Genomic DNA, 19,523 nt, shown 5'->3' with positions numbered 1-19,523 from the left:
TAAACAAGAAAGGCTTACCATTTTGGTAAGCCTTTCTTGTTTATATGCTTTTCTAAATTAAAACCTAGCAGCCATTAATAAGCCAAGGTCTTTATGTTTCATATGAAATTTACGTGCAATATGCTCATTAGTCAAGCTTCCTTTGTAGGTATAAACACCACGCATAAACCATTTATGAGCAAAAATCATATCATCCATTCCGCCTTCTTCTGCAGCACGAATAATAGTAGGAGTAAAAATATTACTCAGCGCAGTAGTAGCTGTGTGTGCTACCCTTGACGCTATATTAGGCACACAATAATGTATTACATCAAATTTCCTGAAAACAGGACTTTTTAGACTAGTTTGTTCAGAGGTTTCAAAGCACCCTCCTTGATCAATCGACAAATCTATTATTAAAGAATCAGGTTTCATTTCTGCTACCATCTCCTCCGTTACCACATACCTATTTCTTCCCTTTTCAGGCCTTAACGCTCCTATCACAACATCAGCATTTTTCAAAGATCTGGCTAATGTTGCAGAATCAATAGTGGAAGTATACACTTGCCTTGCTAACGCCTGTTTAATGCGCCTAAGCTTATAAATATGATTATCGAAGATTTCCAAATCAGCACCTAGACCTATAGTAGCACGGGCTGCATACTCAGCCACCGTACCTGCACCAAGTATCACTACTTTAGTTGGTGGAACCCCCGTAATACCTCCCATAATCACACCTTTACCTCCACTACTGGTACTTAGGTATTCAGCAGCAATGGACATTACAGTATTACCCGCAATCTCACTCATAGCCCTGATTATAGGCATTCCACCTACTTTATCTTCTATGAATTCAAAAGCCAGTGCTGTAATTTGCTTAGCATTAAGAGCCTTGATGTACTCTGGCGATTGGCTGCCCATTTGCAAAGCCGAAATCAAGACCTGGCGATGCTGCATTAATGTTATCTCTTCCATAGTAGGCGGCTCAATTTTTAAAATTGCATCTGCTTTATATACTTCTTCAGCAGAATATACAATCTTGGCTCCCGCCTCACTATAATGAGTATCCGAAAATTTAGACCCCTTACCTGCACCCGTCTCTACCCACACCTCATGACCATTATTCACTAAAAGTGCTACCGAATCCGGAGTCAATGTAATTCTTCTTTCCTGCAAAGAAATCTCATTGGGTAAACCAATAAAAAAAGAATGTTTATTCCTTTTTACAGCCATCAATTTTTCCTGAGGATACAGGCTCGACTCCTTTGCTAATTCTGCAAACCCTAGGCGTTCTTTCTTACTCATACTTGGTTACTTCTATTAACCTTTTCTTTTCGTCTACAATACTTATATCTATTCTCAAAAGCTTGTCTGGCAAAAGGCCTTCTATTCTACTGGCCCATTCCACAAAACAATAATTTCCAGAATCTAAATACTCTTCCGTGCCAATGTCCATGGCTTCCATTTCATCTTTCAGCCTATAAAAATCAAAATGAAAAATCACCTCTCCATTCTCATTTTCATACTCATTTACAATAGAATATGTAGGGCTATTCACCATATCCAACACTCCCAATTCTTCACAAATGGCTTTAATAAGGGTAGTTTTACCAGCCCCCATATCTCCTTCAAAAACCCACACTTTCCACCCCGCTGCAAAGTCTACAATTTGCTTTGCGGCATCGCTAAGCAGGTCTGGCCCACTGGTTTCTAAGCGCAAGCCTGACAGTTCTTTATCAACCATATTTCGAATTTAGTGAAATAATTGGAATAATCATTTCCTCCATGGATACTCCTCCATGCTGGAAGGTGTCTTTATAGTAGTTTACGTAATAATTATAGTTATTAGGATAAGCAAAGAACTGGTCTTCGGTAGCAAAAACATAGGTAGAAGACACATTAACTTTAGGTAAATGCAGCCTTTCAGGCTTTACTGCTTCCATTATTTTTGAACCACTATCGTAACCCAAATTCTTACCTTGTTTATATCTCAAGTTAGTATTAGTATTTCTATCTCCTACTATCTTAAACGGCCTTTTCACTCTAATAGTACCATGATCTGTAGTAACTATAAGCTTACCACCACCCTCTGCAATAATGCGCATAGCTTCTAACAAAGGTGAATGCTCAATCCATGATTTTGTTATAGAACGATATGCAGCCTCATCGGGAGCCAACTCACGAATCATTGCCATATCGGTACGCGCATGCGATAACATATCTACAAAGTTGTACACTATCACGTTAAGCGGGTTAGACATCAGGTTTCTCACAGAATCTACCAATTGCTTCCCTTCACTAATCTGCTTCACCTTGGTGTAACTCATTTTAATGTCTAGGTTATTTCTCTTCAGCTGGCGCTCAACAAACTCCTGTTCATTATTATTCTTTCCGTCCTCTTCATCTTCACCTACCCACAAATCTTTATGTTTTTTCGCCATCTCTAAAGGAAGCATTCCAGAAAAAATGGAGTTACGCGCGTAGGCAGTAGTAGTAGGAAGTATAGAGTAATAGGTCTCTTCTGACTCCACGTTAAAGTATTCAAGAATGGAAGGTTCAATAATTTTCCATTGATCATACCTCAAATTATCTATTACCAAAAAAAACAATGGTTTATCATCACTAAGCTGCGGAAACACTTTCTTCTTCATCAGCTGATGAGATAATAACGGCTTATCCACATCTGGGTCATTCAACCAAGACTCATAATTCTCTTTCACAAATCGTGTAAACTGATTATTAGCCTCATCCTTTTGGCTGTATAAAACTTCAGCCATGCTCTTATTTTCTGTTTCGTCAATTTCCATTTCCCAGAAAATAAGTTTCTTATAAATCTCTGCCCATTCCTGATGATCCAAGTCATCTTGAAAAGCCATACTTATATTTCTAAACTCTTGCTGATAACTAAGATTAGTTTTCTCCGTCACTAACCTTTTATTATCTAAAATTCTTTTTACAGAAAGCAGAATTTGACTTGGATTAAGAGGCTTAATAAGGTAATCAGCAATTTTAGCTCCTATGGCATCTTCCATAATCTGCTCTTCTTCGCTCTTAGTGATCATCACCACAGGCAAATTTGGCTTAGTAGATTTAATTTGGGTCAAGGTTTCTAAACCTGTCATCCCCGGCATATTCTCATCTAAAAAAACTACATCAAAATGCTTTTCTTCACATTGCTCAATAGCATCTGTCCCACTATTTACAGGAGTGATGTCATACCCTTTATTCTCTAAAAATAGTATGTGTGGCTTTAATAAGTCAATTTCATCGTCTGCCCACAAAATATTATATCTTTGCATAGGTTGATATTTTTCTCAAAATAATAACTTCTTTTACAATCGTAACGCATTAACTCCAGATAAGATTGAATAAAAAGAAAATTTTCAATGATCCGGTATACGGATTTATTAACATAAAAAGCGATTTGGTGTTCGATATTATTGAACATCCTGTTTTTCAAAGACTAAGACGCATCAAGCAACTAGGCCTAACCGACATGGTATATCCTGGTGCCTTGCACACAAGGTTTCATCATGCGATAGGTGCTATGCACCTCATGTGTCGCACATTAGACAGCCTTCGCAGCAAAGATGTAGAAATAACAGACGAAGAATACGAAGCTGCACAGGTGGCCATTCTTTTGCATGACATTGGCCACGGGCCTTTTTCACACGCTCTAGAATACAGCTTATTGCATGGCATTCAGCACGAAAGTATCTCTTTTCTTTTTATGAAACAGCTGAATAAAGAATTTGACAACCAGCTAGAGCTTGCCAACAAGATTTTTCAGAATACCTATCATAAAAAATTTTTACATCAGTTAGTTTCCAGTCAGCTGGACATGGACAGGCTTGATTATTTAAAACGTGATAGTTTTTTCACAGGTGTATCTGAAGGCGCCATAGGCCTAGAGCGTATTATCAGCATGCTTAATGTAGTAGATGATAATATTGTGGTAGAAGAAAAAGGAATTTACAGTATAGAAAACTTCTTAAACGCCCGAAGGTTGATGTATTGGCAAGTATACTTACACAAAGCTTCTGTAAGTGCAGAAAAAATGCTCATCAATTTAATTTTACGCGCCAAAGATTTAGCCACCGGAGGTCATGAAATATTTGGTTCTGATGCACTAAAAGCTTTTCTCTACAAAGAATATACCCTAGAAGACTTTCAGCAAAACCCCAAAATACTCGCTACGTTTGGCGACCTCGATGATTATGATATATGGGGAGCTATTAAGGTATGGAAAAATAGTGATGATAAAATCCTCAACACTTTAAGTAATTATCTTTTAAACCGAAAGCTATTTAAAATACACCTAAGCAATGAACCTTTGAGCAAAGACTCCCTAACCACTTTACGCAATCATATAAGTGAAGAATATGGAGTCTTAAGGGCCGATAGCAGGTATTTCTTTGCTCATGGAGAAGTGACTAACAAAGCTTACATAGCCGGTGGACAGACCATCAATATGTTAACAAAAAAAGGAAAGGTTATAGACATTGCCGAAGCTGCTGATTTACCCAACATAAAAGCTATGAGTAAAATTGTGAAAAAATACTATCTATGCTGCCCCAAAAATGTATCTTTGTAAAAAGAATATAACTATCCTACACTAGTTTAATGAAGTTTACGGTTGATCAGATTGCATCACTTTTAGGAGGTGAAGTAGAAGGGAATGGCAATACCGAAATAAGCATGTTGGCAAAAATTGAAAATGCCAAAGAAGGTGAAATATCTTTCATTGCTAACCCTAAATATGAACATTTCATATACACATCTCAGGCAAGTGCAGTAATCGTAAAAAAAGGTTTTAAACCTAAGAAAGAAATTAACAGCACCCTCATTTTTGTGGAAGACCCCTACAGTTCTTTCACCTTAATGCTAGAGGAATATCATAAGTTTTTAAGTTATCAAAAGTCGGGTATTGAAGAGCCTTCTTTTATTGGAAAAGATGTTTCTGCCGGAAACGATCTTTACAGAGGAGCCTTTTCGTACATTGGCAATAATGTAAAATTGGGTGAAAATGTAAAAATTTACCCTAACGCCTACATTGGAGATAACTGCGAAATTGGTGATAACACTATTATAAACGCGGGCACAAAGCTTTACCCTTACACCAAAGTAGGTCACAATTCGGTGATCCATTCTGGTTGTGTAATAGGTAGTGATGGCTTTGGCTTTGCTCCTCAGGCTGACGGATCTTATAAAACGATCCCTCAAATGGGTCATGTAGAAATTGGAAGTCATGTTGATATTGGAGCTAATACCGTTATCGACTGCGCCACTTTTTACGGGGATGCTACCAAAATAGGTGATGGCACCAAGCTAGACAACCTAATACAAATAGCTCATAACGTAGAAATTGGAAAAAACACTGTTATTGCCGCCCAGAGTGGCATAAGTGGATCTGCAAAAATAGGAGATAATTGTGTTGTAGCCGGGCAAGTTGGTATAGCAGGTCATATTTCAATTGCAAATAAAACTTCCATCGGTGCTCAAGCCGGTTTAGGAAAAAACATAAAAGAAGAAGGCCAACAACTCATGGGAAGCCCAGCCTTCAACTACAAGGACTACTACAGAGCTTACGCAGTTTTTAAAAATCTCCCTGATTTAAATATCAGATTAAAACAACTTGAAGAAAAAGTTCTAAATTTGCCGACATTTCAGGAAAAGCAATGAATATCAAACAGCATACAATAAAAAAATCAGTTAGTTTATCAGGTGTTGGTCTACACACAGGTGTAAACGCAACGATGACCTTCTTACCTGCAAAACCAGGACACGGTATTAAGTTTCAAAGAACGGACCTCGAAGGTCAGCCTATTGTTGATGCTGATGTAGATAACGTAGTTGACTTATCAAGAGGTACTACTATAGAACAAAGTGGGGCACGTGTAAACACGGTAGAACACACTTTGGCAGCATTAGTAGGCCTTGAAATTGACAATGTATTAATTCAACTTGATGGGCCAGAGCCTCCAATTATGGATGGTAGCTCCCAGCAATTTGTAGACATATTAAAAGAAGCTGGCACTGAAGAGCAAAATGCTTTACGTGAATTCTACGAAGTACAAGATAGCATTTTCTATAGTGATGCATCAAGAGACGTAGAAATAGCAGCCTTACCTTTAGACGACTACCGTGTTACAGTTATGGTGGATTACAATTCGCCCGTACTTGGTAGCCAGCACGCTTCATTAAATAACATTAGCCAATTTGAAAAGGAAATAGCTTCATGTAGAACATTCTGCTTCCTTCACGAATTGGAAATGCTTCATAAAAACAACCTTATTAAAGGTGGTGACTTAAACAATGCTATCGTAGTTGTAGATAGAGTAGTGAAAGATGAAGAATTAGAAAGCCTTGCTAGCTTGTTTAACAAACCTAAAGTAGAGGTTAAAAAAGAAGGAATTCTTAATAACGTAGAGTTAAGATATAAAAATGAGCCTGCACGCCATAAACTGCTTGATGTAATGGGTGACCTTGCTTTGGCAGGAAAACCTATAAAAGCACAAATTTTGGCTGCTAGACCAGGCCATGCTGCTAACGTAGCTTTTGCCAAAAAGCTTAAAAGAGCTATGGAAAGCAGTGCTAAACAAAATGTACCTAAGTACAATCCTAGTGCACCTCCAGTATTAGACATCAATCAGATAAGTAATATTTTACCGCACAGATATCCGTTTCTTTTAATTGATAAAATTATCCACTTAGATGAGCACAGCGTATCTGGCATAAAAAATGTTACTCTAAATGAGCACTTCTTCTTAGGACACTTCCCTGGAAATCCTGTAATGCCTGGTGTATTACAAGTAGAAGCTATGGCTCAAATTGGAGGTATATTAGTTTTAAATACCGTTCCTGATCCAGAAAATTACTGGACCTATTTCTTAGGAATAGAAAATTTCCGTTTCAGAAAGATGGTGTTACCTGGTGATACGTTAATCATAAAATGCGATTTATTAGCACCAATTAAGCGAGGAATCGCAAAAATGTCTGGTAGGGCTTATGTTGGAAATAATTTGGTATGTGAAGGTACTATGACAGCTAGCATAGTAAAAAAAGATGCTTAAGGCATAAAAATTGATATTGAGAGACTAGCACCCTTACGGAAACACGTGGCAATAGAGAGACCCTATTGTTGCACTAATTAATGAGAATTATATGAATCAACCATTATCATATATACATCCCCAGGCAAAAATTGCCAGAAATGTAGTAATAGAGCCTTTTTCTACTATTCATAAAAACGTGATTATAGAAGAAGGAACTTGGATAGGTCCAAATGTTACCATATTTGAGGGGGCTCGTATAGGAAAAAATGTTAAAATATATCCTGGTGCAGTAATTTCTGCTATTCCGCAAGACCTTAAGTTTGCCGGTGAGGAAACAGAAACCATCATAGGAGACAACACGACCATAAGAGAGTGTGCCACTATAAACAGAGGTACTGTTGATAAATACAAAACTGAAGTTGGTAGTAATTGCTTAGTAATGGCTTATGTGCACATGGGGCATGACTGTATTATAGGCAATAACTGTATCGTAGGTAATGCTACCCAACTAGCCGGACACGTAATAGTAGAAGACAACGTTATATTTGGAGGATCATGTGCTGTACAACAATTCACTAGAATTGGTGCCCATGCTTACATAGGAGGTGGATCTTTAGTAAGAAAAGACGTTCCCCCTTATACAAAAGCGGCAAGAGAACCTCTTACTTATTGTGGAATTAACTCTATTGGGCTTCGTAGAAGAGGATATTCATCAGAAAAAATCAATGAAATACAGGAAATATACCGATACGTTTTCCTAAAAGGCCTTAATAACTCTAAAGCTCTAGACTTAGTTGAGCTAGAATTAGCACCATCAAAAGAGAGAGACGAAATCATTGATTTCATCAGAAACTCTGACCGCGGTGTAATGAAAGGTTATAGCTATTAATAAAGTATGAACATATCCATTCAAGAGGGAGGTAAAAAATTCCATAGAGAATGGATATTTCGACACTTTAACTTCACTTTTAAAGAAGGTGAGAATTATGCCCTTACGGGATCCAATGGAAGTGGAAAAAGCACGCTATTACAAATTCTCACCTCCTATCACCTTCTTTCTGAAGGCAAAATACAGTACAGCAAAGGTGATCAAAAATTAGACATAGAAACTGTATTTCAAAAAATATCCATCACCACTCCTTACATGGATCTAATTGAAGATTTCACTCTAAAGGAGCATCTTGAATTTCATTTTAAATTCAGAAAATTAAAAGGTAACTTATCAATCCAAGACATTATTGATATAGCCTATTTAAGCAAATCAGAAGATAAATTCATCAAGAACTTCTCTTCGGGTATGAAGCAACGGTTACGATTAGCCTTAGCTTTTTATACCGATTCAGAGGTGATTTTCCTTGATGAACCTACCTCAAATTTAGATAATCAAGGCATAGACTGGTACCATCAAGAGATAAAGAAGATAAACAACGACAGAAACATCTCGTTAATAGTTGCTTCTAACCAAGACTATGAATATAAAGAATATTGCCCTAACATAATTAACATTCAAGAACTTAAACCATAAGCTGCATTTCAACTAAAAAAATGACCTCTAATGTTACTTTTTAGTTAAATAACGTATTTAAACTTATACACAGCAAACAAAATCATATATTAGCGAAATAATTTAAGATAAATTTTAAATTTTTCCCTATATTTCGAATCTGATTAGTTAAACAACTTTTTTATAATGAGAAAATTACAATACTTACTATCTGCAGGTGCCATTTTTATGTTTCTATTTACCGTAAGCTGCGGTAGTGATGATTCTCCTGCATCTCCTAAAGAAGAAAAAACTCAGCAATTAACCACAAGTGCATGGGTTGCAACATCAGTAAGCGATGGAACTAATCGTTCTGACTACACTACTGATCCTGCATATACCATCTCATTTACTTCATCTGCTTATACTACAAGTAATGGTCCTGATTTGGTACCTATTAAACCATCAGGAAACTGGAGTTTTACAGATGACAATGCGACAAACATTAAATTAGGAGATTTAACTACATCTTCTTTTGAATTAACGGATAACACTCTTAAGTTAACTTTCTCATATAGCGGTCCTGGTTACAGCAATGCTAAAACTGAAAGTGTAGAGGGTACATGGAATATGACATTCCAAAAAGCTGAGTAATACTGGCTTTTTATAGAAAACGAAAAAAGGGAGCTCTAGAGCTCCCTTTTTTCGTTTTAGTCAATTAATACCTTTCTGGTATCAATTTGATTTTTATACATTAGCTGCAATATATATAAGCCTTGCAGGTGTTCACTGCCAAGGTCTATAAATATGTCATTATCACCATCATTTAAGTTTGTCTTGTTCTGATAAACTACACCTACTCCATCAATTAATTTCAGCTCTACACTACCACTTATCTGATTATCTAAACGCAGATGCAACTGATTGTTTTTTAATGGATTTGGATAAACTTCAAAACTTAGTATTCCAAAAGAAGTGGTCTCTACTTTTACTAATTCACTATAACTAAATTTCCCATCCAAATCAGTTTGCTTTACACGATAGTAACAAGGATCTGCCGCATTGACTTCTAAATCAGAATATTCATAGTGTCTTATTTCTTTACTATCTCCTTGAGAATATATTTTTGCTATTTTGTTAAAGACACCATTAGCAGTAAGCTTTTCTACTGTGAAGTAATCATTATTCAATTCAGAGGCAGTCTTCCAATAAATCACATTTTTACCTTTGACTCTTTTTGCGTCTATACTATAAAATTCAACAGGCAATGGCCCTGCTTGAAAATTGACATTCATCCTTAAAGATACTCCAGGTGTTAGTGATGGGTTTTTATCATTATACGCTGTGGCAGTAATCACATAAGAATTCCCGTTTTTGGGTTCCCACTTTATGTTCTTTCCTCTCAATTGAGCATAATATGGATTACTGGCATCAGTACCTATATTTCTATTTTCATTGAGCTGAAATACCACACTAGAACCATTAGTAGTGTTAATCGTATTGGCTTTAATATTAAAAACTTCTCCATAAGTATCTGTACTTATAGTTTGCCCGTTTGATAGTTCTACAGCATCTCCTCCCCCCACAGGCTCCAACCATATGGTAGTAACAGCCGGGGTAGTCCCTATGCTATTTAGCACTTTTACCTCTACACTTTTACTCACCGCATTCAGAGCATTGTCAGTAACCGTAACCTTAAAAGAATAATCCCCCGTAGTTAAACCAGAAATGGTGGTTTTAGAAGTATTAGCATCTCCTATATTTATACTTAACGGCACCGTTGCCCCCTCTAGCTCCCATGCATAAGTTAATACCCCTCCCTCAGGGTCATATGCATTAGCACTGAGTACTAAAGGTGAGCCACCTCCAACTATAGTAACAGTCTCCTGATCAACTGTAACTACAGGAGCTTTATTTGTTAAGTTATTACCTTTTTCAAAAGTATTAAACCAATCATATATGTTATACCCCATAGTTAGATCATAGTACTCATTCCAATGATCATGCCCCACTGCCTCCAGAATAGATAGACGCAAGGGATATGAGGAATACATCTCATTACATCCCTCATTCAAACTTTGGACTATAAGGCTACTACCAGCCCTTCCGTCATCATATACACCTTCTGGATCAACCAACCCATCAGACTTACCGTGTAAAGCCCACACAGGAGGAATATTAGCCAATTGCGGACATAGATCATCAATTACAGCCGTTCCACTTATTGGAGCCGCTGCGGCTATATCATTGGGATATACCGCCAAATAATCCCAAACCCCTTTGGCTCCTAAACTTATCCCTGTCAAATAAATTCTATTCACATCTACATTATAATTCGCCTTTGCATAGTCAATAAAACCTTTAACAAATTCAACAGGCCATTCTTGATCATTTTTGTTACCGATACTCTCATCTCTAGGTAAATGTGGAGCAAGCACTATATATTCTTCTGCCCCTAAAGCTGGCCAAGACTTATTAATTCGATTATCCTCACTTGCTAATAATATTGGTCCATAAGGCTGAGTAAAAACAGTTCCATTATCCAAACCTTTAACTATCCCCTCCCCTCCGTGCAAAAAGACCAAAAGTGGATGAGCTGTGCCTGATGCGCTATAACCTGAAGGCGTATAAACCAAAGCTTCATTTTGTACACCACCAAGGGTAATTTTTTCAATCATCTGTCCGTAACTTAGCTGCACACTGAGCAACATAGCTACCATTATTAAAAACTTATTATCTAAATAGCACTTTTTCATGGTTAAGGTAGTTTAGGGTGTTAGGATTCAATTAAAATTACAACATCATAAATAACTCTTTGTTTATGAGTTAATAACAAAACTTAAAATATTTTTATTCCAAATATTTAAAACTTTAATACAAATATTGTGATTTCAAACTTTGAAGAGATCAAGAGCTTTTTAGATTTAAAAACTGATGAATATAATCAACCAAATTTCATCACTAACGATCCTGTATCCATTCCGCATATGTTTAAACTACAGCAAGACATTGAAATAGCAGGTTTTATTGCTGCTGTACTTGCCTGGGGCCAGCGAAAAACGATAATCAACAAATGCAAAGAATTATTTGAGCTTATGGACAATGCCCCATTTGAATTTATTACTCAACATGAGGAAGTTGACTTAAAAAAATTCATCTCCTTCAAGCACAGAACATTCAACGCCACGGATACACTATACTTTATTCACTTCTTTCGGTGGTTCTATTCACACCATCAGAGTTTAGAAGATGGCTTTTCTAAGGCTATTGGCCCCCATGACGATTCGGTAGAACAAGGGATAAAACAGTTTCATCATTTATTCTTCAGCTTGCCAGATGCCCCACAGCGCACTCGCAAACACATAGCTACTCCCGAGAGAAAATCAGCATGTAAACGAATAAATATGTTTTTGAGATGGATGGTTAGAAAAGATAATAATGGAGTAGATTTCGGCCTTTGGAATACCATCAAAGCCTCTCAACTGGTATGTCCTTGCGATCTACATGTTGACAGAGTAGCACGCAAATTAGGTCTAATAACGAGGAAACAAACCGACTGGCAAACTGCCATAGAACTAACTAATAACCTAAAGGCCTTTGATGCTCAAGATCCAATAAAATATGACTTTGCCCTATTTGGCTTAGGTGTAGAAGAAAAGTTTTAAGAGAAAGGCCATAACCTTTCTCTCTTTTATGCTTTATGCCCCTTGCCAGTTAGCAGGGTCTTTTCTCCAATCTTGCAAAAGACCAACTTCACCTTCTTTTACATAGCCCCTTTTAACTGCCTCTTCTATTAGCAGCTCATAATTACTTAAACAAACTAACGGTATATTTGCAGCTCTAAAATTGTCATCTGCTAATGGGAACCCATAAGTAAATATAGCTGCCATACCTAACACTTCTACATCATTAGCCACTAAAGCCTCTGCTGCTTTAAGAGAGCTACCTCCTGTAGACACCAAATCTTCAATTACCACTACCTTCTGCCCCTTCGTTACCTTCCCTTCTATCATATTCTCCATACCATGACCTTTTGGCTTACTTCTAACATAAATAAAAGGAACACCAAGTACATCAGCTACAAGAGCACCTTGAGGTATACCTGCAGTAGCCACGCCAGCTACAGCTTCCACCTCTGGGTATTTTTCCTTAATTACTTCTGCTAACTGATCTTTAATTAATGTCCTAATTTCAGGAAATGATAATGATAACCTGTTATCACAGTAAATTGGAGACTTCCAACCTGAACTCCATGTAAAAGGAGACTCGAGATTCAATTTAATTGCCTCAATATCTAAAAGTTTACCTGCAATAGTGTATCCGATGTCTTTTTGCATATTCAAGTGTTTGTTTGCGAAATTATGGATTAAAAAAATGAAATTCTATTGCTGTGCTGCCAAATATTTTTTTCATTTGCGATATACATTAAACTACCTTAGATGAACCTATTCATCAACGACATTCCATTAAAATTAATAAAGACGGAAGAAAAGCCGGATAAAACGGAATTCAACAATATCATTAATGCAGAAACAGAACCTATTACTCAGGCAAAACTATTGCACAGAGTGTGGGTTAAGCATGCCAAAAGAGAAGATATTGATCATCTTCTAGACATGCTAGACACCATCTCTCCGCAAGGTCTTATTTCTATAACCCTTACGGTAGATGATTACGATGATATCAAGAAATTCCTTAAGAAGAAATTTAAAATAATTAGAGCTGCAGGAGGTTTGGTAAGGAAAAAAGATAAAATCTTGATGATTTACCGCCTTAAAAAATGGGATTTACCGAAAGGAAAACTCGACAAAGACGAGGACAATAAAACCGCAGCTCAACGTGAGGTAGAAGAAGAATGTGGCGTAAAAGTGACTACAAAAGAAAAACTTTGTACCACTTGGCATACCTATACCATGAAAAAGAGAAAAATCCTTAAAAAGACAGTGTGGTACACTATGGATATTTTAAAGGATTCAAAAATGAAACCTCAAATTGAGGAAGACATTGAGGAAGTAAGATGGATGACTCGCAAGGAAGTATTTCATGCTATTCAGGATTCTTACAAATCAATAGCTTTCGTATTTGATGAATACTTTCAGAAAGAGAAGTCAGAATCTAAAAGTGAAGCTTAAATCTCATAGGGAAGAAAATCGCTTACATCGCTTCCATAGCGGTGTACTTCCCTGATAATAGAAGAGCTAATAGCCGCAAACTCTGGTGAAGTAATAAGAAATACAGACTCAAGCTCTTCGTTCAAATGCTTATTAACCTGAGCTATACTGTTTTCATACTCAAAATCTGTTGTATTTCTTAACCCCCTTAAAAGAAACCTAGCTCCATGCTTCTTAGCCAACTCGGCAGTCAGTTCATTATAAATAATAACTTTAATATTATCGTACTGATCGAAGGTCTGCTCAATTAAGCCTACCATACGCTCTACTTCAAAATATCTATTATTCTTTTTTGAATTGTGGCCTATGGCTATCACAATTTCATCAAAAAGCTGTAATCCTCGTAAAACAATATCTTCATGACCTTTTGTAAATGGATCAAAAGAACCTGGGAATATAGCTATTCGACTCATGTGTTAGTTTTATTAATCGCAGAGATGGATACTGTAAAGATCAAAGAAATGGTGATCTTGAACCTCATCAAAAACATACCCGTATTTCAAGTAATCAGGTCTTTCTCCAAAAGATATGTTCTTAATGTATTTATAGAACTCGTTATAGTGAGGTGATTGTTTGCCAATATAACCCCAAAGAATAACATCACTTTGCTGCTGATCTTTTTGTAAACCTTTAATCACCAACATAATATAGCGTATATAATCATTAAATTGTTTTATAGAAAACTGATTATAATACTCTAATTTATTATTCTTCAGGGTTATTATGTGCAGTTTAAACCTGTCAATATACAGGTATAAAGTATTTTTCTTATTGGATTTCTCGTAATTGGTAACCCCTTCAATAAGCGCACTAGATTGATGGATAAAACCAACTTCCGCATTAGGATACAAGCTATGTAGCCAAGCTGTAAGCTCTTTGTGTATTGCAAACACGCAGATTACATCAGACTTAATATGTTTATAATAGAGAACGTCCTCTTTCTCAGGATTAACGTGGCTATTAAGTTGTAAATAATCTACTAAGGCCTCTTTCACAAACAATGAAGATGGCACCAAAGAGAACTTACTATTCTTGATGCTTATACGCACATTTTTCCAAAAGCCAGCCATCAACAGATGGTGTTCTTCAAAAAGAGCATTGAGTATCTCTACAAACTCTTGATGAGACTTTACACTTGCTAAAATATAATCTTCAAGTAAAAGGGTATCATTGGTAGTTGAGTCCACCACGCCTACCTGTACATCTCTTACTCCAATCTGGAGCATAAGATTATACTGATGCAGTTTGTCTACGTCAAACTTCGCATCCTTTACCTTCTTTATAAGTTTATAACTGACTTTTGTTGTATCCAAGATAATATTATTCCCAGTTTCCTGACGTAGTTACATCTGTTTTAGAACCAAATCTTAAAGGCTTTCTGTTTTTACTCTCAGCTCCTTCAGATCTTGTTTTATCAAAAGGCTTAGGATTTTTCACTTCGATAACATCTAATGAAGATCCACCTTTGTCAACTTTAGATGTGAAGATTTCAAATTTCACACCTTCATAACCCGGAACATTTCCAATTTGATCTAGGTTCACATTAGAGCTAAACATAGCCTCTGTTAAGGTAAGTAATAAATCACCTTTCTTAACCATAGTGCCAGCATTTACATTTTCCACTTTAGTAACTTTACCTTTTTCTTTAAAGTCATGAGTTACTTTTTTACCATTCTGGATTAAAGTGTAAGCGCTATTACCTTTATTAACTTCCGATCCTTCCTTAACTAAATATTTAACGAACTCACCATTATTGGCAGCTGTTACGTTATGAATATCTTTAAAAATTTCATCTTTAGCAGACACAAAACCTAAAGTATCATAACTCACAACAGAACTATCAGCTCCATATGCTAAAGTTATAACAGTCTCTTTACGTTCTATAATCGGCACCTCGCCTGTTTTTATAAAATTAGCTAATTCATTCCAATCGCTGGTATAGCTACCATGTACTTTTTGGAAAGCAATTTCAGCTTCGCGAATTAATTTTAACCTTTCGATAACGGCATCTTCACGCGATGCGATTAACTCCTTCTCATCGATATCAGTCTTAACATCTTTTACTAAATAGTAAGCTAATCCAAGACTACAAGCTAACAATATTATAGAGAGTATTCTGGTGACGTTCATTTCTTAGAAATTTTTTGGTGCAATAATAAAAATTTTGAACTGCAATACATAATTAATTAAACCGCTATTTTATGCAATTATCTTATAAATTTAAAATAGCCGCTCATTTTTAGTAGTGTTTTTTTATCAACAACGCCATGAAGCACATTATGCATAGCATTTTTATTCATAAAAGCTAATTCGTTAAAAGTCACAAACTTCACCTGTTTTATTATTTGTTGAGACTTTTCATGCTCTGGGTCGGTGCCTGTCATTAACTCCCCTCCTACTTTCTTCACTTCAAAAAACAACTCTATTCCTTGTAAGTTTTCATGTAAAAGTTCATTTACAAATAAAAACTTTTTCACTGCCACTAATAGCCCCGTCTCCTCTTTAAACTCACGCACTATAGTCTGCTCTACTGTTTCTCCAAACTCAACTCCTCCTCCTGGCGGAGCCCAGAAATTATCTCCATCGCCCAAACCTTTATGATTTACCAATAATATAGCATCTCCTTCAGTACAAACACCACACGCCCTAACTCTTACTTTATTTCCGTATACTTTATTTATAGTGTCTTTCATATTGTCATTTGCCACTCTATACAGTAAAGATAAGGACACCCTTAACACTAAATACTATATTTGTGTTTTACTACATGACACTTTACTGTTAATAAAAACGCTAAATTCCATTAAATTAATATGCCCAGGCCATCAGATATTTTAAAAAATAAATTCCCTTTTAGCCCCACACCTGGACAATTAAAACTTTTTCAATTAACTGATAATTTCATAGAAGAGCAGAATGAGAAATCAGTATTAATTTTAAAAGGGTATGCCGGTACCGGTAAAACTACAGTAGTAAGTACATTGGTAAAAGTGCTTCCACTATTCAATATGAAATTTACCTTACTAGCCCCTACAGGACGGGCAGCAAAGGTAATGAGTAGCTATTCCAAAAGACTTGCTTTTACTATACATAAAAAAATATATAAACAAACGAGCGAACAGATCAATGGCCCTTCATTTAAACTTCAACGCAACTACTCTAAGAACACCGTTTTTATTGTAGATGAGGCCTCAATGATTAGTGAAGACCGTAGTTTTGGCAGCAAGGGTTTACTTAGCGATTTATTTAAATATATATTTTCAGAGCCCACTAACAAACTAATTCTCATAGGTGATGATGCTCAGTTACCTCCGGTTGGCCAAACATTAAGTCCGGCATTGAACCCCGATTACATCCAAGGTAATTTCGGAGCCTCGGTACATCACACCACATTGACGGAAGTTATGAGGCAAGAAGAAGACTCTGGCATACTATTTAACGCCACCCAGTTAAGAACTGAACTGGTAAAAGATACCCCTTCAATTGGCTTTAGCACTAAACAGCATCAGGATATTTTCCGGATGACAGGTGAAAAACTAGAAGATGGCTTAAGGTATGCTTATGATCATTTTGGAATAGAAAACACAATTATTATATGCAGGTCTAATAAACTTGCGAATAACTACAACCAATACATCAGAAATAGACTTCATTATTATGAATCAGAACTTGAAGTAGGTGAATATCTAATGATAGTGAGAAATAACTACGTTTATAGCCCTGATGACAACCCTGGAAACTTCTTAGCTAATGGTGATTTTGTAGAAGTAATGAAGATTATCAACTTCGAAGAAATTTATGGCCTAAGGTTTGCTACGTTAAGCCTAAGACTTATGGACTATGGCAATGAAACCACCTTTGAAGCTAAAGTAATGCTAGACACGCTTCATTCTGAATCGCCTTCGTTAACTGAAGATCAATACAGAGAATTATATGAAGCGGTAGCTGAAGATTACGCAGACATGCCGAAAACGAAGGACCGAAAAGACGCTATAAAAAAGGATCCTTACCTTAATGCTCTTCAGGTGAAGTTTTCATACGCTTTAACATGCCATAAATCTCAAGGTGGCCAGTGGGATGCCGTTTTTGTAGATCAAGGTTACCTTAAAGACGATCAGATAGATAAAGAGTATGTGAGATGGCTCTACACTGCAGTCACCAGAGCCACTACTCAGCTATTTTTAGTAAACTTTAACAAAAAATTGTTTACCTCATAGTTGACTTCTTTTTAAAGAAAATCGTTTCTTTATAGCTTTATTAAATTGAATTAAACAAAACCAGATAACTATATTATGAAGACATTAGTAGTATTTATCTTCAGCCTTTTCGCTATAGGTAGTGTAATGGCTCAGGAAAGCAGCGAAAACGGACCAGTAATGACTTTCGAAGAGACTCAGCACGAGTTTGGGGATATTCATCAAGGAGACAAAGTAGAACACACTTTTGCTTTTGAAAACACTGGAAATGAGCCTTTAGTCATCAGTAATGTACAAGTTACTTGCGGATGTACTGCTTCTGATTGGCCTAAAGACCCTATCGCTCCAGGGCAAGAATCAAGCATCAAAATCACTTTTAATAGTGCAGGCAAAATGGGAATGCAAACAAAAGTAATTACTATAGTAAGCAATGCTTCTGGTCAAAATAAGTTGATGATAAAAACAAATGTACTTCCTAAGGAAGACAGCAATAAATAACACAAGCTTTTATCGCAAAAAGCCCCAATAAATTACTTTATTGGGGCTTTTTGTTTTATAGTCTTATTTCAATTTTTCGATTTCACTGCGGCAAGCAAAAGCATTATCCACCCCACGATCAGAAAAACGCCACCAATAGGAGTTATAGCTCCCAGCATATTAACATTAGTTACGCAAAGGATATATAAAGAACCACTGAAAATTAGCACCCCAACAAACATAGCATAAGCAGCCCAAGTCAACTGTTTCATTGGAAACTTATCGTACAAAAGCCCAATAAAAAGCAATGCTAACGTATGGTAAAACTGATACTTCACTGCTGTTTCAAAAGTTTCTACCCGACCATGCTCCATCAACAATGGGCGCAAACCATGTGCTCCAAAAGCACCAATACTTACTGCTAATGCTCCCAAAACTGCAGCCACTATAATAATATTCTTACTGTTACTTTGCATAATTACGTTCTCCAAAAATAGCACTTCCTACTCTGATTAAGGTACTTCCCTCCTCTATTGCAATTTTATAATCACCACTCATACCCATAGATAATTCCTTTATTTCTACATTATCAGCTACGGGTACACTTTTAGCTTTATCATAAAGCTGCTTTAGGAATGCAAACTCTCTCCTTATTTGATTTTCATCATCAGTAAATGTGGCCATTCCCATCAGTCCTACTACCTTCACATTGGTTAAATTTTCTACTTCTTGCGTATCAAGCATTTCAAGGAGTTCGTCTTGAGATAATCCAAACTTGCTACTTTCCTCTGCAATATGGACTTGAAGCAAGCATTCAATAACTCTATTATTTTTCTCGGCCTGTTTATTTATTTCTTCTAACAATCGTAAACTATCTACCGAATGAATAAGACTCACAAATGGCGCAATATATTTCACTTTATTCCGCTGCAAATGGCCAATCATATGCCACTGGATATCTTTTGGTAGCACTTCATACTTTTCTGCCAGCTCCTGCACTTTATTTTCACCAAAAATTCTTACACCAGCATCATACGCCTCTTGCAACATTTCAACAGGTTTGGTTTTACTCACCGCCACTAATTGACATTCTTTTTCAGATAAAAAATTTTGAAATTCTTTAATATTGTTTTTGATATCCATATTATAGTTTTAATATCGA

Annotated in this window: 21 protein-coding genes; 10 read left to right on the top strand and 11 right to left on the bottom strand. The window is 36.3% G+C overall.

What is annotated here, in order from left to right; all coding sequences use genetic code 11:
• Nucleotides 1–57: 57 nt before the first annotated feature.
• From ACXACQ_RS10545 to porX, 3 genes are read right to left on the bottom strand one after another with little or no spacing between them, the layout of a single operon-like run.
• A complete protein-coding gene (locus ACXACQ_RS10545) occupies nucleotides 58–1,284 on the bottom strand; it encodes an alanine dehydrogenase (protein ID WP_474975907.1) in 1,227 nt (408 codons plus the stop codon).
• Nucleotides 1,277–1,723 carry a tRNA (adenosine(37)-N6)-threonylcarbamoyltransferase complex ATPase subunit type 1 TsaE gene (gene tsaE / locus ACXACQ_RS10540; RefSeq protein WP_474975906.1) on the bottom strand — a complete coding sequence of 149 codons (447 nt, stop codon included), beginning with the start codon at nucleotides 1,721–1,723 and terminating at the stop codon, nucleotides 1,277–1,279. Before tsaE ends, ACXACQ_RS10545 begins: the two co-directional genes overlap by 8 nt.
• Nucleotides 1,716–3,278, bottom strand: coding sequence for a T9SS response regulator signal transducer PorX (gene porX / locus ACXACQ_RS10535; RefSeq protein WP_474975905.1), 1,563 nt, complete (start codon nucleotides 3,276–3,278; stop codon nucleotides 1,716–1,718). Before porX ends, tsaE begins: the two co-directional genes overlap by 8 nt.
• A 65-nt stretch (nucleotides 3,279–3,343) precedes the next feature.
• On the opposite strand from porX, the gene ACXACQ_RS10530 reads away from it, so the two are divergent.
• The 6 genes from ACXACQ_RS10530 (at nucleotide 3,344) to ACXACQ_RS10505 (ending at nucleotide 9,171) form a co-directional block, all read left to right on the top strand.
• Nucleotides 3,344–4,573, top strand: coding sequence for an HD domain-containing protein (locus ACXACQ_RS10530; protein WP_474975904.1), 1,230 nt, complete (start codon nucleotides 3,344–3,346; stop codon nucleotides 4,571–4,573).
• Between the two features lie 29 nt (nucleotides 4,574–4,602).
• Nucleotides 4,603–5,661: a UDP-3-O-(3-hydroxymyristoyl)glucosamine N-acyltransferase gene (gene lpxD / locus ACXACQ_RS10525; protein WP_474975903.1), complete on the top strand. Its 1,059-nt coding sequence runs from the start codon at nucleotides 4,603–4,605 to the stop codon at nucleotides 5,659–5,661.
• On the top strand, nucleotides 5,658–7,052 hold the full coding sequence (locus ACXACQ_RS10520; RefSeq protein WP_474975902.1) for a bifunctional UDP-3-O-[3-hydroxymyristoyl] N-acetylglucosamine deacetylase/3-hydroxyacyl-ACP dehydratase: 1,395 nt from the start codon (nucleotides 5,658–5,660) through the stop codon (nucleotides 7,050–7,052). Before lpxD ends, ACXACQ_RS10520 begins: the two co-directional genes overlap by 4 nt.
• A gap of 91 nt (nucleotides 7,053–7,143) precedes the next feature.
• Nucleotides 7,144–7,923, top strand: coding sequence for an acyl-ACP--UDP-N-acetylglucosamine O-acyltransferase (lpxA, locus tag ACXACQ_RS10515; protein ID WP_474975901.1), 780 nt, complete (start codon nucleotides 7,144–7,146; stop codon nucleotides 7,921–7,923).
• 6 nt (nucleotides 7,924–7,929) lie between these two features.
• Nucleotides 7,930–8,559, top strand: a complete 630-nt coding sequence (locus ACXACQ_RS10510) for an ABC transporter ATP-binding protein (RefSeq protein ID WP_474975900.1) — start codon at nucleotides 7,930–7,932, stop codon at nucleotides 8,557–8,559.
• Nucleotides 8,560–8,724: 165 nt separating this feature from the next.
• The gene (locus ACXACQ_RS10505; RefSeq protein ID WP_474975899.1) at nucleotides 8,725–9,171 is read left to right on the top strand and encodes a hypothetical protein; all 447 of its coding nucleotides are present in this window, start codon (nucleotides 8,725–8,727) and stop codon (nucleotides 9,169–9,171) included.
• A gap of 56 nt (nucleotides 9,172–9,227) precedes the next feature.
• On the opposite strand, the gene ACXACQ_RS10500 is transcribed toward ACXACQ_RS10505, so the two are convergent.
• Nucleotides 9,228–11,273, bottom strand: a complete 2,046-nt coding sequence (locus ACXACQ_RS10500; protein WP_474975898.1) for a PKD domain-containing protein — start codon at nucleotides 11,271–11,273, stop codon at nucleotides 9,228–9,230.
• A gap of 129 nt (nucleotides 11,274–11,402) precedes the next feature.
• Here ACXACQ_RS10500 and ACXACQ_RS10495 point away from each other — a divergent pair, with 129 nt between their 5' ends.
• Nucleotides 11,403–12,182, top strand: a complete 780-nt coding sequence (locus ACXACQ_RS10495; RefSeq protein WP_474975897.1) for a TIGR02757 family protein — start codon at nucleotides 11,403–11,405, stop codon at nucleotides 12,180–12,182.
• A 33-nt stretch (nucleotides 12,183–12,215) separates the two neighbouring features.
• On the opposite strand, the gene pyrE is transcribed toward ACXACQ_RS10495, so the two are convergent.
• Entirely contained in the window at nucleotides 12,216–12,854 is a 639-nt protein-coding gene (pyrE, locus tag ACXACQ_RS10490; RefSeq protein WP_474975896.1) for an orotate phosphoribosyltransferase, read from the bottom strand.
• A 102-nt stretch (nucleotides 12,855–12,956) separates the two neighbouring features.
• Here pyrE and ACXACQ_RS10485 point away from each other — a divergent pair, with 102 nt between their 5' ends.
• Entirely contained in the window at nucleotides 12,957–13,649 is a 693-nt protein-coding gene (locus tag ACXACQ_RS10485) for an NUDIX hydrolase (protein WP_474975895.1), read from the top strand.
• On the opposite strand, the gene coaD is transcribed toward ACXACQ_RS10485, so the two are convergent.
• The 4 genes from coaD to ACXACQ_RS10465 all read right to left on the bottom strand — a co-directional run bounded on the left by coaD (nucleotide 13,646) and on the right by ACXACQ_RS10465 (nucleotide 16,381).
• Nucleotides 13,646–14,101 carry a pantetheine-phosphate adenylyltransferase gene (coaD, locus tag ACXACQ_RS10480; protein ID WP_474975894.1) on the bottom strand — a complete coding sequence of 152 codons (456 nt, stop codon included), beginning with the start codon at nucleotides 14,099–14,101 and terminating at the stop codon, nucleotides 13,646–13,648. The two genes, ACXACQ_RS10485 and coaD, sit on opposite strands and share 4 nt — an antisense overlap.
• Nucleotides 14,102–14,113: 12 nt before the next feature.
• Nucleotides 14,114–15,001 (bottom strand): DUF3822 family protein, encoded by an 888-nt coding sequence (locus ACXACQ_RS10475; protein WP_474975893.1) that lies wholly within the window; start codon nucleotides 14,999–15,001, stop codon nucleotides 14,114–14,116.
• 7 nt (nucleotides 15,002–15,008) lie between these two features.
• Nucleotides 15,009–15,818 (bottom strand): hypothetical protein, encoded by an 810-nt coding sequence (locus ACXACQ_RS10470; protein ID WP_474975892.1) that lies wholly within the window; start codon nucleotides 15,816–15,818, stop codon nucleotides 15,009–15,011.
• Nucleotides 15,819–15,895: 77 nt separating this feature from the next.
• Entirely contained in the window at nucleotides 15,896–16,381 is a 486-nt protein-coding gene (locus ACXACQ_RS10465; RefSeq protein ID WP_474975891.1) for an NUDIX domain-containing protein, read from the bottom strand.
• A 120-nt stretch (nucleotides 16,382–16,501) separates the two neighbouring features.
• Here ACXACQ_RS10465 and ACXACQ_RS10460 point away from each other — a divergent pair, with 120 nt between their 5' ends.
• Nucleotides 16,502–17,905, top strand: coding sequence for an ATP-dependent DNA helicase (locus ACXACQ_RS10460; RefSeq protein ID WP_474975890.1), 1,404 nt, complete (start codon nucleotides 16,502–16,504; stop codon nucleotides 17,903–17,905).
• 75 nt (nucleotides 17,906–17,980) lie between these two features.
• On the top strand, nucleotides 17,981–18,382 hold the full coding sequence (locus ACXACQ_RS10455; RefSeq protein WP_474975889.1) for a DUF1573 domain-containing protein: 402 nt from the start codon (nucleotides 17,981–17,983) through the stop codon (nucleotides 18,380–18,382).
• 68 nt (nucleotides 18,383–18,450) lie between these two features.
• Here the strand turns inward: ACXACQ_RS10455 and ACXACQ_RS10450 are convergent, their stop codons facing one another.
• On the bottom strand, nucleotides 18,451–18,837 hold the full coding sequence (locus ACXACQ_RS10450; RefSeq protein WP_474975888.1) for a DUF423 domain-containing protein: 387 nt from the start codon (nucleotides 18,835–18,837) through the stop codon (nucleotides 18,451–18,453).
• Nucleotides 18,827–19,504: a YggS family pyridoxal phosphate-dependent enzyme gene (locus ACXACQ_RS10445; RefSeq protein WP_474975887.1), complete on the bottom strand. Its 678-nt coding sequence runs from the start codon at nucleotides 19,502–19,504 to the stop codon at nucleotides 18,827–18,829. The genes ACXACQ_RS10450 and ACXACQ_RS10445 overlap by 11 nt, the downstream gene beginning before the upstream one ends.
• Nucleotides 19,505–19,523 lie beyond the last annotated feature (19 nt).

The organism is Fulvivirga sp. AWR4_260 (genome assembly GCF_056158185.1).
The sequence above is the reverse complement of the archived record's forward strand: the minus strand, read 5'-3'. Positions and strand labels throughout refer to the sequence as shown.

Coding starts and splice junctions, on each gene's coding strand:
- ACXACQ_RS10545 (WP_474975907.1), bottom strand. CDS start 1,284: ATGAGTAAGAAAGAACGCCTAGGGTTTGCAGAATTAGCAAAGGAGTCG.
- tsaE (WP_474975906.1), bottom strand. CDS start 1,723: ATGGTTGATAAAGAACTGTCAGGCTTGCGCTTAGAAACCAGTGGGCCA.
- porX (WP_474975905.1), bottom strand. CDS start 3,278: ATGCAAAGATATAATATTTTGTGGGCAGACGATGAAATTGACTTATTA.
- lpxD (WP_474975903.1), top strand. CDS start 4,603: ATGAAGTTTACGGTTGATCAGATTGCATCACTTTTAGGAGGTGAAGTA.
- ACXACQ_RS10520 (WP_474975902.1), top strand. CDS start 5,658: ATGAATATCAAACAGCATACAATAAAAAAATCAGTTAGTTTATCAGGT.
- lpxA (WP_474975901.1), top strand. CDS start 7,144: ATGAATCAACCATTATCATATATACATCCCCAGGCAAAAATTGCCAGA.
- ACXACQ_RS10510 (WP_474975900.1), top strand. CDS start 7,930: ATGAACATATCCATTCAAGAGGGAGGTAAAAAATTCCATAGAGAATGG.
- ACXACQ_RS10505 (WP_474975899.1), top strand. CDS start 8,725: ATGAGAAAATTACAATACTTACTATCTGCAGGTGCCATTTTTATGTTT.
- ACXACQ_RS10500 (WP_474975898.1), bottom strand. CDS start 11,273: ATGAAAAAGTGCTATTTAGATAATAAGTTTTTAATAATGGTAGCTATG.
- pyrE (WP_474975896.1), bottom strand. CDS start 12,854: ATGCAAAAAGACATCGGATACACTATTGCAGGTAAACTTTTAGATATT.
- ACXACQ_RS10485 (WP_474975895.1), top strand. CDS start 12,957: ATGAACCTATTCATCAACGACATTCCATTAAAATTAATAAAGACGGAA.
- coaD (WP_474975894.1), bottom strand. CDS start 14,101: ATGAGTCGAATAGCTATATTCCCAGGTTCTTTTGATCCATTTACAAAA.
- ACXACQ_RS10470 (WP_474975892.1), bottom strand. CDS start 15,818: ATGAACGTCACCAGAATACTCTCTATAATATTGTTAGCTTGTAGTCTT.
- ACXACQ_RS10465 (WP_474975891.1), bottom strand. CDS start 16,381: ATGAAAGACACTATAAATAAAGTATACGGAAATAAAGTAAGAGTTAGG.
- ACXACQ_RS10460 (WP_474975890.1), top strand. CDS start 16,502: ATGCCCAGGCCATCAGATATTTTAAAAAATAAATTCCCTTTTAGCCCC.
- ACXACQ_RS10455 (WP_474975889.1), top strand. CDS start 17,981: ATGAAGACATTAGTAGTATTTATCTTCAGCCTTTTCGCTATAGGTAGT.
- ACXACQ_RS10450 (WP_474975888.1), bottom strand. CDS start 18,837: ATGCAAAGTAACAGTAAGAATATTATTATAGTGGCTGCAGTTTTGGGA.
- ACXACQ_RS10445 (WP_474975887.1), bottom strand. CDS start 19,504: ATGGATATCAAAAACAATATTAAAGAATTTCAAAATTTTTTATCTGAA.